This is a genomic window from Streptomyces dengpaensis, assembly GCF_002946835.1.
Taxonomy (GTDB): domain Bacteria; phylum Actinomycetota; class Actinomycetes; order Streptomycetales; family Streptomycetaceae; genus Streptomyces; species Streptomyces dengpaensis.
The window spans coordinates 4,329,462-4,342,926 of the sequence record NZ_CP026652.1 but is presented as its reverse complement, the minus strand read 5'-3'; the positions used below and the strand labels follow the sequence as shown (position 1 = coordinate 4,342,926).

Annotated in this window: 10 protein-coding genes and 1 tRNA gene; 10 read left to right on the top strand and 1 reads right to left on the bottom strand. The window is 68.4% G+C overall.

Going from position 1 to position 13,465, the window contains the following annotated elements; genetic code table 11:
* The first annotated feature begins 418 nt into the window (after positions 1 to 418).
* From dnaN to C4B68_RS19965, 8 genes are all read left to right on the top strand, one after another.
* Positions 419 to 1,549, top strand: a complete 1,131-nt coding sequence (gene dnaN, locus C4B68_RS20000) for a DNA polymerase III subunit beta (RefSeq protein WP_099502042.1) — start codon at positions 419 to 421, stop codon at positions 1,547 to 1,549.
* Positions 1,550 to 1,710: 161 nt separating this feature from the next.
* On the top strand, positions 1,711 to 2,586 hold the full coding sequence (gene gnd, locus C4B68_RS19995) for a phosphogluconate dehydrogenase (NAD(+)-dependent, decarboxylating) (RefSeq protein WP_099502043.1): 876 nt from the start codon (positions 1,711 to 1,713) through the stop codon (positions 2,584 to 2,586).
* Positions 2,587 to 2,717: 131 nt separating this feature from the next.
* Positions 2,718 to 3,839: a DNA replication/repair protein RecF gene (recF, locus tag C4B68_RS19990; protein ID WP_099502044.1), complete on the top strand. Its 1,122-nt coding sequence runs from the start codon at positions 2,718 to 2,720 to the stop codon at positions 3,837 to 3,839.
* Positions 3,836 to 4,420 carry a DciA family protein gene (locus C4B68_RS19985; RefSeq protein ID WP_099502045.1) on the top strand — a complete coding sequence of 195 codons (585 nt, stop codon included), beginning with the start codon at positions 3,836 to 3,838 and terminating at the stop codon, positions 4,418 to 4,420. Before recF ends, C4B68_RS19985 begins: the two co-directional genes overlap by 4 nt.
* A gap of 489 nt (positions 4,421 to 4,909) precedes the next feature.
* Positions 4,910 to 6,973, top strand: coding sequence for a DNA topoisomerase (ATP-hydrolyzing) subunit B (gyrB, locus tag C4B68_RS19980; RefSeq protein ID WP_099502046.1), 2,064 nt, complete (start codon positions 4,910 to 4,912; stop codon positions 6,971 to 6,973).
* A 42-nt stretch (positions 6,974 to 7,015) separates the two neighbouring features.
* A complete protein-coding gene (gyrA, locus tag C4B68_RS19975; RefSeq protein WP_099502047.1) occupies positions 7,016 to 9,646 on the top strand; it encodes a DNA gyrase subunit A in 2,631 nt (876 codons plus the stop codon).
* Positions 9,647 to 9,664: 18 nt separating this feature from the next.
* The gene (locus C4B68_RS19970; protein WP_099502048.1) at positions 9,665 to 10,360 is read left to right on the top strand and encodes a DUF3566 domain-containing protein; all 696 of its coding nucleotides are present in this window, start codon (positions 9,665 to 9,667) and stop codon (positions 10,358 to 10,360) included.
* 132 nt (positions 10,361 to 10,492) lie between these two features.
* Positions 10,493 to 10,569, top strand: a tRNA-Ile gene (locus C4B68_RS19965).
* Positions 10,570 to 10,910: 341 nt separating this feature from the next.
* On the opposite strand, the gene C4B68_RS19960 is transcribed toward C4B68_RS19965, so the two are convergent.
* The gene (locus C4B68_RS19960) at positions 10,911 to 11,267 is read right to left on the bottom strand and encodes a DUF6344 domain-containing protein (protein WP_099502049.1); all 357 of its coding nucleotides are present in this window, start codon (positions 11,265 to 11,267) and stop codon (positions 10,911 to 10,913) included.
* 326 nt (positions 11,268 to 11,593) lie between these two features.
* Here C4B68_RS19960 and C4B68_RS43370 point away from each other — a divergent pair, with 326 nt between their 5' ends.
* Together C4B68_RS43370 and C4B68_RS19950 are read left to right on the top strand one after the other, a co-directional pair.
* Complete coding sequence (locus tag C4B68_RS43370) at positions 11,594 to 11,722, top strand: DLW-39 family protein (protein ID WP_003999697.1); 129 nt, start codon at positions 11,594 to 11,596, stop codon at positions 11,720 to 11,722.
* Between the two features lie 192 nt (positions 11,723 to 11,914).
* Entirely contained in the window at positions 11,915 to 13,435 is a 1,521-nt protein-coding gene (locus tag C4B68_RS19950) for a hypothetical protein (RefSeq protein WP_180289255.1), read from the top strand.
* The last annotated feature ends 30 nt before the right edge of the window (positions 13,436 to 13,465 follow it).

The window sequence follows — 13,465 nt, the reverse complement described above, 5'->3', positions numbered from 1 at the left end:
CGTGGGTAAGGCTGGGGACGGCGCTGGGGAGAAGTGGGCCGAGGCTGTGCATCGAGTGTGCAGAACTTTTCGTCGTCCACAGAGACCCCCGGTTGTCCACCGTCTCCGCCCACAGGGTCAGTGGACAAAAAATCGCCTCTGAGCTGCGAAAACGCGGTTATCCACGGTTTCCACAGGCCCTACTACTACTCCCAACTAGAGAGAGCCTGGGAATCGTTTCGAAGACGGGGCTGTGCACAACTCGCTCTCGGAGGCTCAGGGGCCGCTCGGCACGACTTGACCCCGAGGGGCACCGACTGTCAGTGAGGTGCGTCAGACTGGTCCCCGGTGTCCTTCCCCTCACAGGGCCGAGCGACACCGAGTCAGAGGACGAAGGCCAGCAGGGCGGCAGCGCCGGCAACAGACGGAGGCGGCAACGGTGAAGATCCGGGTGGAACGCGACGTACTCGCGGAGGCAGTGGCCTGGGCGGCACGCAGTCTCCCGGCCCGTCCGCCGGCGCCTGTGCTCGCCGGCCTCCTTCTGAAGGCCGAGGAGGGCGCTCTGAGCCTCTCCAGCTTCGACTACGAGGTCTCGGCACGCGTCTCCGTGGACGCGGAGGTCGACGAAGAGGGCACGGTCCTCGTCTCCGGCCGCCTGCTCGCGGACATCTGCCGCGCCCTGCCCAACCGGCCGGTGGAGATTTCCACAGACGGTGTACGGGCGACCGTGGTCTGCGGCTCCTCGCGATTCACACTCCACACCCTGCCTGTGGAGGAGTACCCGGCGCTTCCGCAGATGCCGTCGGCGACCGGCACCGTTCCCGGTGAGGTCTTCGCCTCGGCCGCCGCCCAGGTGGCCATCGCGGCAGGGCGCGACGACACGCTCCCCGTGCTCACCGGTGTCCGCATCGAGATCGAGGGCGACACGGTCACCCTCGCCTCCACCGACCGCTACCGCTTCGCGGTCCGCGAGTTCCTGTGGAAGCCGGAGAACCCGGACGCGTCCGCGGTCGCCCTGGTGCCCGCCAAGACGCTCCTGGACATCGCCAAGGCCCTCACGAGCGGCGACAGCGTGATCCTGGCGCTGTCCGGCTCCGGAGCGGGCGAGGGCCTGATCGGCTTCGAGGGCGCCGGGCGGCGTACGACCACCCGTCTGCTCGAAGGCGACCTCCCGAAGTACCGCACGCTGTTCCCGACGGAGTTCAACTCCGTGGCCGTGATCGAGACCGCCCCCTTCGTGGAGGCCGTCAAGCGCGTCGCCCTGGTCGCCGAGCGGAACACCCCGGTGCGCCTGAGCTTCGAGCAGGGCGTGCTGATCCTGGAGGCCGGTTCCAGCGACGACGCACAGGCTGTGGAAAGGGTCGACGCCCAGCTGGAGGGCGACGACATCTCGATCGCCTTCAACCCGACGTTCCTGCTCGACGGCCTGAGCGCCATCGACTCGCCGGTGGCCCAGCTCTCCTTCACCACGTCCACCAAGCCCGCGCTGCTGAGCGGCAAGGCAGCCATGGACGCCGAGGCGGACGAGGCCTACAAGTATCTGATCATGCCGGTGCGCCTGTCGGGCTGAGCCCTTCGCCCGCCGGGCCGCACGGTCCGGCGGGCGAATTCGTAGGAGGGGCGTACTTCTGAGCGGCTATGCCCACAGGTGTGCGTGAGCGTCTGGGTTTAGGCTCAGACACAGGTACGAGTGTGCCCTCACGCCACGTCGCAACCCCTAAGGAACAACTGATGGAGCTCGGTCTCGTCGGCCTCGGCAAGATGGGCGGCAACATGCGCGAGCGGATCCGCCGCGCAGGCCACACCGTCATCGGATACGACCGCAACCCGGACCTCGCCGATGTCCACAGCCTGGAAGAGCTTGTGAGCAAGCTCAAGGGCCCGCGCGTGGTGTGGGTCATGGTCCCGGCCGGTGCCGCGACCCAGTCGACCATCGACGAGCTGGCCGCCCTGCTGGAGCCGGGCGACGTCGTCGTGGACGGTGGAAACTCCCGCTGGACGGACGACGAGAAGCACGCCGTCGAGCTGGGCATCAAGGGCATCGGCTTCGTCGACTGCGGTGTCTCCGGTGGCGTCTGGGGCCTGGAGAACGGCTATGCGCTGATGTACGGCGGCGACAAGGAGAACGTCGCCAAGGTGCAGCCGATCTTCGACGCGCTCAAGCCCGAGGGCGACTTCGGGTCGGTGCACGCGGGCAAGGTCGGCGCGGGCCACTTCGCGAAAATGGTCCACAACGGCATCGAGTACGCCATGATGCAGGCCTATGCCGAGGGCTGGGAGCTCCTGGAGAAGGTCGACTCCGTCACCGATGTGCGCGAGGTCTTCCGCTCCTGGCAGGAGGGCACGGTCATCCGCTCCTGGCTGCTCGACCTCGCCGTCAACGCGCTGGACGATGACGAGCACCTCGACAAGCTCCGCGGCTACGCCGAGGACTCGGGCGAGGGCCGCTGGACGGTGGAAGCCGCCATCGACAACGCGGTGCCGCTCCCGGCGATCACCGCTTCGCTCTTCGCGCGCTTCGCCTCGCGGCAGGACGACTCGCCGCAGATGAAGATGATCGCGGCGCTGCGCAACCAGTTCGGCGGCCACGCCGTCGAGAAGGCCTGATCCGCGCCCCGGGTTCTCCACACCCGGGGTGACCCGGTTGTCCACAGCCGGGGAAAGCCCGCAGGCCGGAACGCATCCGGCCGCCGGGGGAAAACCCGAAACACCACGCTGGGGGAGGTCGGCGAACGACCATGCACGTCACGCATCTGTCGCTGGCCGACTTCCGCTCGTACGCCCGGGTCGAGGTCCCTCTCGACCCGGGCGTCACCGCGTTCGTGGGCCCCAACGGGCAGGGCAAGACGAATCTGGTCGAGGCCGTCGGCTATCTCGCGACCCTTGGCAGCCACCGCGTCTCCTCCGACGCGCCGCTCGTCCGCATGGGCGCCGACCGGGCGATCGTCCGGGCCAATGTCCGCCAGGGCGAGCGTCAGCAGCTCATCGAGCTGGAGCTGAACCCCGGCAAGGCCAACCGCGCCCGCATCAACAGGTCCTCGCAGGTCAGACCCCGTGACGTCCTCGGCATCGTACGAACCGTGCTGTTCGCCCCCGAGGACCTCGCCCTCGTCAAGGGCGACCCTGGTGAGCGGCGCCGTTTCCTCGACGAGCTGATCACCGCCCGTTCCCCGCGCATGGCGGGTGTCCGCTCCGACTACGACCGGGTCCTCAAGCAGCGCAACACCCTCCTGAAGTCGGCCGCGCTGGCCCGCCGGCACGGCGGCCGCACCATGGACCTGTCGACGCTCGACGTGTGGGACCAGCACCTCGCGCGCGTGGGCGCCGAGCTACTCGCCCAGCGGCTCGACCTGATCTCCGCGATCCAGCCGCTGACCGACAAGGCGTACGAGCAGCTGGCGCCCGGCGGCGGCCCGATCACCCTGGAGTACAAGCCGTCCGCCCCCGGCGAGGCACACACGCGCGAGGACCTGTACGAGCAGCTGATGGCGGCGCTCGCCGAGGTCCGCAAGCAGGAGATCGAGCGGGGCGTGACCCTTGTAGGACCCCATCGGGACGATTTGCTTCTCAAACTCGGTCAGCTGCCCGCCAAGGGATACGCCTCCCACGGCGAGTCCTGGTCCTACGCGCTGGCGCTGCGCCTGGCCTCGTACGACCTGCTCAGGGCCGAGGGCAACGAGCCGGTGCTGGTGCTGGACGACGTGTTCGCGGAGCTGGACACGCGCAGGAGGGAGCGCCTCGCGGAACTCGTCGCGTCCGGCGAGCAGGTGCTGGTGACCGCCGCGGTCGACAACGACGTACCGCACGTACTGGCGGGGGCGCGGTACGCCGTGTCCGAGGGCACGGTGGAACGCGTATGACAGAGAACACACCGAAAAAAAACGCTCCCGAAAGCGCATCTGGCGACACACCCAAGAAAAAGACCCCCAAGACCCCCGAGCCCTCCGGCGTCGACCTCGCGCGCGTGGCGCTGCGCGCAGCCAAGGAGCAGGCACGCGCGCGTGGGGACGCGGCGCAGCAAAAGAAGCAGGCGCGGCGCGGCGGCCTGCGCTCCGGCGCGCGCGCCGACGGGCGCGACCCCATGGCGCTCGGCGCCGCCATCAACCGGCTGCTCACCGAGCGCGGCTGGGAGACACCGGCCGCCGTGGGCGGCGTGATGGGCCGCTGGCCGCAGATCGTCGGCGACGACCTGGCCAAACACTGTGTTCCGCTGCGGTATGACGACGAGCCGGCCGAGCGGGTGCTGACCGTGCAGTGCGACTCGACCGCCTGGGCCACCCAGCTGCGTCTGCTCGCCCCGCAGCTGGTCGCGCGGCTGAACCAGGACCTCGGGCACGGCACGGTGCGGCTGATCAAGGTGCAGGGCCCCGGGGGCCCCGCGCGCCGCTTCGGGCCCCTGCGCGCCCCCGGGAGCACGGGGCCCGGCGACACCTACGGGTGACCGCGGCCTGCGGAAACTGCCGATCGCCGCTGGCAGGGTCACGACACGGCCGACGTTGCAACCCACGTCACAGTCGACATTGCAGCCGACGTTACAGCCGTCGGTCACGGCTGATCGCGGCAAATTCGCAACCGTCGATCGCGGCTCATAGCCAAGTGCCGCGACCGTGGATCACGGGCGACCGTGGCGGCCGCGAACACCGACCTGACTCCGCAGTAGCCAAGGGTTGACACCCGGAAGCGCTGAGTGCCGCTGTGAGCCTCTTTGAGCCCGGGTCCGCATATGGGGAGTCGGCCGAGACCGGTTCAGGGCGGCACATGCGGACTCAGGTACCGGCAAACCCCCATCACTGTCGGCGCTACCGGTAGACTGGAAGCTAATCCCGCCCCAAACGTGGGGACCGTCCGGGAAAAGCTGAGCAACGCTGATCAGGGCTTACCAACGCAACATGCCGCAGCCGCTCCGGCAACCCGCCGACGAGCCTGGCTCGTGCTGTGCCAGAAAGGGCGCTTCGTGGCCGATTCCGGCAACCCCAACGAGAACATCCCGTCCACCGACGCCGGCCCCAACGGCGAGGTCACATCCTCGTACGACGCCAGCGCCATCACCGTCCTCGAGGGTCTGGACGCGGTCCGCAAGCGACCCGGTATGTACATCGGCTCGACCGGCGAGCGCGGACTGCACCACCTCGTGCAAGAGGTTGTCGACAACTCCGTCGACGAGGCGCTGGCCGGCCACGCGGACACCATCGACGTGACGATCCTCGCCGACGGCGGGGTGCGCGTGATCGACAACGGTCGCGGCATCCCGGTGGACATCCACCCGGTCGAGAAGAAGCCGGCCGTCGAGGTCGTGCTGACCGTGCTGCACGCGGGCGGCAAGTTCGGCGGCGGCGGGTACGCGGTTTCCGGCGGTCTGCACGGCGTCGGCGTCTCCGTGGTGAACGCCCTGTCCACCAAGGTCTCGGTCGAGATCAAGCGGGACGGCTACCGCTGGACGCAGGACTACAAGATGGGCGTCCCGACGGCCCCGCTCGCCAAGCACGAGACGGTCGAGGACTCGGGCACGGCGGTCACCTTCTGGGCCGACCCGGACATCTTCGAGACCACTGACTTCTCCTTCGAGACGCTGTCGCGGCGCTTCCAGGAGATGGCGTTCCTCAACAAGGGTTTGACGATCAAACTCACTGATGAGCGCGAGTCGGCGAAGGCCACCGCGGGCGCGGACGAGGCCGGGGCGGACGAGACTCCCGAGGTCAAGACCGTCACGTACCACTACGAGGGTGGCATCGTCGACTTCGTGAAGTACCTCAACTCCCGCAAGGGAGACGTGGTCCACGACACCGTGATCGACATCGAGGCCGAGGACAAGGAGCGCATGCTCGCCGTCGAGGTCGCGATGCAGTGGAACAGCGGCTACACCGAGGGCGTGTACTCCTTCGCCAACACCATCCACACCCACGAGGGCGGTACGCACGAGGAGGGCTTCCGCGCGGCACTCACCGGCCTCATCAACCGGTACGCGCGCGACAAGAAGCTGCTGCGCGAGAAGGACGACAACCTCACCGGTGACGACATCCGCGAGGGTCTGACCGCGATCATCTCGGTCAAGCTCGGCGAGCCCCAGTTCGAGGGCCAGACGAAGACCAAGCTGGGCAACACGGAGGCGAAGACCTTCGTGCAGAAGGTCGTGCACGAGCACCTTACGGACTGGCTGGACCGCAACCCGAACGAGGCCGCGGAGATCGTCCGCAAGTCCATCCAGGCGGCCACCGCGCGCGTGGCGGCCCGCAAGGCGCGCGACCTCACCCGCCGCAAGGGTCTCCTCGAGTCCGCGTCCCTGCCGGGCAAGCTCTCGGACTGCCAGTCGAACGACCCCATCAAGTGCGAGATCTTCATCGTCGAGGGTGACTCCGCCGGCGGCTCGGCCAAGTCCGGCCGGAACCCGGAATACCAGGCCATCCTGCCGATCCGCGGCAAGATCCTGAACGTCGAGAAGGCCCGGATCGACAAGATCCTGCAGAACCAGGAGATCCAGGCGCTGATCTCCGCCTTCGGCACCGGAGTCCACGAGGACTTCGACATCGAGAAGCTCCGCTATCACAAGATCATCCTGATGGCGGACGCCGACGTCGACGGCCAGCACATCAACACCCTGCTGCTGACCTTCCTGTTCCGCTTCATGCGGCCGCTGGTCGAGGCCGGGCACGTCTTCCTGTCGCGCCCGCCGCTCTACAAGATCAAGTGGGGCCGGGACGACTTCGAGTACGCGTACTCGGACCGTGAGCGCGACGCGCTCATCGAGCTCGGCCGGCAGAACGGCAAGCGCATCAAGGATGACTCGGTCCAGCGCTTCAAGGGTCTCGGTGAGATGAACGCCGAGGAGCTGCGCATCACGACGATGGACCAGGAGCACCGCGTCCTGGGCCAGGTCACCCTCGACGACGCCGCCCAGGCCGACGACCTGTTCTCGGTGCTGATGGGCGAGGACGTCGAGGCGCGGCGCGCGTTCATCCAGCGCAACGCCAAGGACGTCCGCTTCCTCGACATCTGAGTCGGTCTCCGCTGACCGCACCAGGAAGGATCTTCACCAGCAATGACCGACGAGAACATGCCCCCTACGCCTGAAGAAGGCGTCGACATCAGCGTGAGTGTCGAGACCGTGGTGCCCGAGGAAGGCGTCCAGCGTGTCGAGCCCGTCGGGCTCGAGACGGAGATGCAGCGCTCCTACCTCGACTACGCGATGTCCGTCATCGTGTCGCGCGCGCTGCCCGACGTACGGGACGGTCTCAAGCCCGTCCACCGCCGCGTCCTGTACGCCATGTACGACGGCGGCTACCGGCCCGAGAAGGGCTTCTACAAGTGCGCCCGCGTCGTCGGCGACGTCATGGGCAACTACCACCCGCACGGCGACTCCTCGATCTACGACGCGCTGGTCCGCCTCGCGCAGCCGTGGTCGATGCGGATGCCGCTGGTGGACTCCAACGGCAACTTCGGCTCTCCGGGCAACGACCCCGCCGCCGCCATGCGCTACACCGAGTGCAAGATGGCGCCGCTGTCCATGGAGATGGTCCGCGACATCGACGAGGAGACCGTCGACTTCACGGACAACTACGACGGCCGCTCCCAGGAGCCGACCGTCCTGCCGGCCCGCTTCCCGAACCTGCTGATCAACGGCTCGGCGGGCATCGCGGTCGGCATGGCGACCAACATCCCGCCGCACAACCTCCGCGAGGTCGCGGCCGGCGCCCAGTGGTACCTCGAGAACTCCGAGGCCTCCCATGAGGAGCTCCTCGACGCTCTTATCGAGCGCATCAAGGGCCCCGATTTCCCGACCGGCGCCCTCGTAGTGGGCCGCAAGGGCATCGAGGAGGCGTACCGCACGGGCCGTGGCTCCATCACGATGCGCGCGGTCGTCGAGGTCGAGGAGATCCAGAACCGCCAGTGCCTGGTGGTCACCGAGCTCCCCTACCAGGTCAACCCGGACAACCTCGCGCAGAAGATCGCCGACCTGGTCAAGGACGGCAAGATCGGCGGCATCGCCGATGTCCGTGACGAGACGTCGTCCCGTACGGGCCAGCGGCTGGTCATCGTCCTGAAGCGCGACGCGGTCGCCAAGGTCGTCCTGAACAACCTCTACAAGCACACCGACCTGCAGACGAACTTCGGCGCCAACATGCTGGCGCTGGTCGACGGCGTGCCCCGGACCCTCTCGCTGGACGCGTTCATCCGCCACTGGGTGGCGCACCAGGTCGAGGTCGTCGTCCGCCGTACGAAGTTCCGGCTGCGCAAGGCCGAGGAGCGCGCGCACATCCTGCGCGGCCTCCTGAAGGCCCTGGACTCCATCGACGAGGTCATCGCGCTGATCCGGCGCAGTGACACCGTCGAGATCGCGCGCGAGGGCCTGATGGGCCTCCTGGAGATCGACGAGATCCAGGCCAACGCGATCCTCGAGATGCAGCTGCGCCGACTGGCCGCCCTGGAGCGCCAGAAGATCATCCAGGAGCACGACGAACTCCAGGCGAAGATCACGGAGTACAACGCGATCCTGGCCTCGCCGATCCGTCAGCGCGGCATCATCAGCGAGGAACTCGCCGCGATCGTCGAGAAGTTCGGCGACGACCGCCGCTCCAAGCTGGTGCCCTTCGACGGCGACATGTCCATCGAGGACCTCATCGCCGAAGAGGACATCGTCGTCACCATCACGCGCGGCGGCTACGTCAAGCGCACCAAGACGGACGACTACCGCTCGCAGAAGCGCGGCGGCAAGGGCGTACGCGGCACGAAGCTCAAGGAAGACGACATCGTCGACCACTTCTTCGTGTCGACGACGCACCACTGGCTGCTGTTCTTCACCAACAAGGGCCGCGTCTACCGCGCGAAGGCGTACGAGCTTCCGGACGCCGGCCGTGAGGCGCGCGGTCAGCACGTCGCCAACCTTCTGGCCTTCCAGCCGGACGAGGCGATCGCCGAGATCCTCGCGATCCGCGACTACGAAGCGGCGCCGTACCTGGTGTTGGCCACCAAGGGCGGCCTGGTCAAGAAGACGCCTCTGAAGGATTACGATTCGCCCCGCTCCGGCGGCGTGATCGCGATCAACCTCCGTGAAACGGAGGACGGTTCCGATGACGAACTGATCGGAGCCGAACTCGTCTCGGCCGAGGATGATCTGCTTCTGATCAGCAAGAAGGCGCAGTCGATCAGGTTTACCGCGACCGACGAGGCACTGCGTCCCATGGGCCGTGCCACCTCGGGCGTCAAGGGCATGAGCTTCCGTGAGGGAGACCAGCTGCTCTCGATGAATGTTGTTCGACCCGGTACGTTCGTGTTCACTGCCACAGACGGTGGGTACGCGAAGCGGACCGCCGTCGACGAGTACCGCGTCCAGGGTCGCGGCGGCCTCGGCATCAAGGCCGCCAAGATCGTCGAGGACCGCGGGTCTCTCGTCGGTGCGCTGGTGGTCGAGGAGACCGACGAGATCCTCGCCATCACGCTGTCCGGCGGTGTGATTCGTACGCGAGTCAACGAGGTCAGGGAGACGGGCCGTGACACCATGGGCGTCCAACTGATCAACCTGGGCAAGCGCGATGCCGTCGTCGGTATCGCTCGTAACGCCGAGGCCGGCCGCGAGGCGGAGGAAGTCGACGGCGAGGATGTCGTGGACGAGACCGTCGAGGTCGTGGAGGTCGTCGGTACGGACGAGGGCGAGCCGTCCTCGGCCGAGTAGCGCGAGGAGTGAGTCATCGTGAGCGGAGCCACGGGCGCCGGATCGACCGGTACGGATACGGACGGCGGCCGTGGCCCCGCCACGCATGCGACTGACTCCCATGACTCTCATGGATCCCAGGGGGGAACTGTGACGGACACCCGAGGCCCGCAGGCCCAGCAGTACGCGGGCGGGCAGGCGGCCCCGGCGGCGGCACCCGGTTCGCCGGCGCCGGGCTCTCCGCTGCCCGGGGAGCGGCAGCCGCAGCCCGCGCAGCCGTATCACCCGCCGCAGGCGTACCCGGCCCAGCAGCCGCCGACGGGCGCGGTCCGCCGGCCGCGCACCGGGGCGCGTACGACGCCGCGTACGCGCAAGGCGCGACTGCGGGTTGCCAAGGCCGACCCGTGGTCGGTGATGAAGGTCAGCTTCCTGCTCTCCATCGCCCTGGGCATCTGCACGATCGTGGCGGCCGCGGTGCTGTGGATGGTCATGGACGCGATGGGCGTCTTCTCGACCGTCGGCGGCACGATCTCGGAGGCGACGGGCTCGAACGAATCCAACGGATTCGACCTCCAGGCCTTCCTCTCGCTCCCGAACGTCCTGATGTTCACGTCGGTCATCGCGGTCATCGACGTGGTCCTCGCCACGGCGCTCGCCACGCTCGGCGCGTTCATCTACAACCTCTCCGCCGGCTTCGTCGGCGGCGTCGAGCTGACGCTGGCCGAGGACGAGTAGGACGACTAAGCGCCGTCTCAAACGTCTTCTGACGGCCTTCCGACGGTCCTCCGACTATCGATTTTGGGACTGGCCACGTCGTGCGCTAATCTTCAGAGGTCAGCGCGCGGGACACACACCGCAAAGCGCGGCGGGGCTATAGCTCAGTTGGTTAGAGCGCATCCCTGATAAGGATGAGGCCACAGGTTCAAATCCTGTTAGCCCCACCAGCACGAAGACCCCTAGGTGATCACACCTAGGGGTCTTTGGCATCTACGGTGAACCTGCGCGACGCTGCTCTTGCGCGGAGACTGAGGTCATCCGCCCGGGAGCGCAGCGGCTACTGCAAGCGCTGAACGGAGCACCCCACAACACGAAGACCCCCACCGATCCCGGTTGGGGGTCTTGCTGGTGCACGGCGTGTACGCAAGTTCGCCGGTACGTGAGGGATGTTGCGGGCGGTGTCAGTAGTGCTAGCGGAGCCGGTGGAGCCAGTGGTGCAGGCAGTCCGCGCGGGACGTGAGTGCGTGAGGGGCAATGCGCGTCCGGGTCGCGGGGCGGTGCCGTCTGGTCAGCGCTGCAGGGGCGCGTCGGCTTCCGCCGCTGTGTGGGAGTCATCGGCGTCGCACAGGGCCAGGAGGTCGGCCGTGTCTGTGTCGGCCGGCGGGCGGTGGCGGCAAGTCGGCGAGGAGCCGTGGGCCTCGGCACGGATGCGTTGCTTCATCGTGGGGGGCAGGGCCCGGCTATAGGACCAGGACCAGGGGGACATCATCGTCGGCACCGTCACGGGGGCCGCGCTGTTGCGCGTCGTGCTGGCCTGCGGTACAGCCGCGGCCGCGGTGGTCGTAATGAGTCCGAGCGCCGTGCAGAGCGCCAGGAAGGCGGTGACGAACGCGGTCCACAGCTTCATGACCTTGTTCTGGGTCATGGCCCCTCACTTTCGGGTCAGGCGATTTGCGTACTTTCCTCATGATGTGTATGCGGCCCGCGAAGTGGTGGACCAACGCCTGTGGCGCGTCGATGTTCGGATGAACACCACCCGGATGGCCGCAAGAGACCCGAAAAGGCGGGGATCGCAGCAAAAGTCACTGTCTGTGAGGTGTGATCACCCTGCGATCGGAGCGGCCGCGTCCGCATCTACTGCTGTGTGCTGGGCGGGAGTTGAGGGCTGATCCAGATCACCGATCGATATCGGTCGGTGTGTATAGTCGGGCGCCAGAGGTCCCCTACGTCAAGGAAAGACGAGGTCGCGCGGTGAAGAAGCTTCTCCTGGTCGCACTAGCCGCCATCGGCGGGCTCCTCGTGTACCGCCAGATCCAGGCGGATCGCGCCGAGCAGGATCTGTGGACGGAGGCGACTGACTCCGTGCCCACGGGTTCGTGAGCATCGACAACAGTCTCAGAGCAGACCCCGGCCGCTCCTCGCGGCCGGGTTTTGTGTTGTCTGGGGGGCTTGAGGTCTGTGGGGGTTTCGTGCTCGTGTGTGGGGCCTCGTAGACGCGCCTTCCGGCCGCCCGTACGGAAAGCACGGGTGGCTCGGTGGCCCGCGGGGCAGGATGGGCCACGGTCCGATGCCGTGACGACGGGCTACGAGGTCTGCGACGGGGGGCGCGTGATGGGGCGGCGCACGGTGAGGCGGCGCACGGTGAGGCGGCGCGCGATGCCGTGGCCCGGCCGGGCGCTCGCGGCCGCCGCAGCGGCGCTCTGCGCGACGGCCGCTTCGGCGGGCCAGGCCGCCGCGACCGGCGGCACGCAGATGGCTGCGACCGGCAGCACGCAGATGGTGGCGGCCTCGGCCACTCCAGCGCCGTACGCCTTCGCCGAGGACGCCACGACCGTCAAAGGCACGACGGACACCACCGGCTCCGTCCGACTCGACCCGGGCAAGGCGTACAAGAGCTCCATACGCAGGGACGGCAAGCTCTACTACCGCCTCGAACTCGACGCCACGTCCAACGCGTACGTCTCCGTCACCGCCGTCCCCAGGCCGGGTGCGACGGTCTCCTACTCGGACGGCCTCAAGGTGTCGGTGCAGGACGCCAACAGCCGCAACTGCTCCTCCTCCGGAACCGCCCACTTCGGCGCCACCCAGAGCCCCCACCCCATCGCGGCCTGGGCGGCGCGCGAAACGGGCGGTGACCAGTACGCCTGCCAGACGGCGGGGACGTACTACGTGGTCGTCGCACGCAGCGGTACGACGGATTCCGCGTCCGGCGACTGGGACCTGGAGCTCAGTCATGTGTCGGAGCCCAGCCTGAAGGTGGCGGCCGGTTCGACGAACGCTCCCGAGGTCTGGAACTCCGCGTCGCCCGACGCGCTCGCGGGGGACCCGAAGCGCCGCAGGGGCGGTGCGGGGTTCACCACGGCGAGCCCGCTGGAGCAGGGCATCTGGCAGGACGGGATCAGCCCCGGGCAGACGCTCTTCTACAAGGTGCCGGTCGACTGGGGACAACAGCTCTACGCGACCGCGGACCTGGGCAGTTCCAGCCGTGGCACCGGCTATGTGGGCACCGCACTCGCCATGTCCGTCTACAACCCCGTACGCGGCTTCGTCGACGACGTCGGCTCCGGGTACGACGGCAGCCAGCGCTCTGCCGCGCTCGATCCGCTGCCTCCCGTCACGTACGAGAACCGCTACGCCCTCAACGACCGCGTGAGCGGGATGCGGTTCGCGGGCTCGTACTACCTCGCGGTCCATCTCTCCGCGCAGGTCGCCGACAGATTCGGCGACGGACCGTTCGGGCTGACGCTGCGCGTGCACGTAGCGGGGACGGCACGGACGGGCCCGGATTACGCGGGACGGCCCGAGCCCAGTGGCGCGTTCGACGTCGCGGCGGGGGACTCCGACGAAGCGCCGGACGACGGCACGGCGGGCGGGCCGCTCGGTCCGGGGGACGGTGGCAGCGATCGCACAGCGATGAAGCTCGTCGCCTTGGGCGGGATCGGCACGGGGAGCGCGCTGGTACTGGCCCTCGCGGTGTGGACGGTGGTCGCGCGGGGCCGGGCGGGCGTCGCGCCGGAGGACGCGGATACGGCCTCGGCTCCGCTGCCTGCGCCTGCCTCGAGACCGTGGGAGCGGGCGCCGCGGGGCTGGTAGGACCGGCCCCGCTCGGGCTGGCTCCGTTCA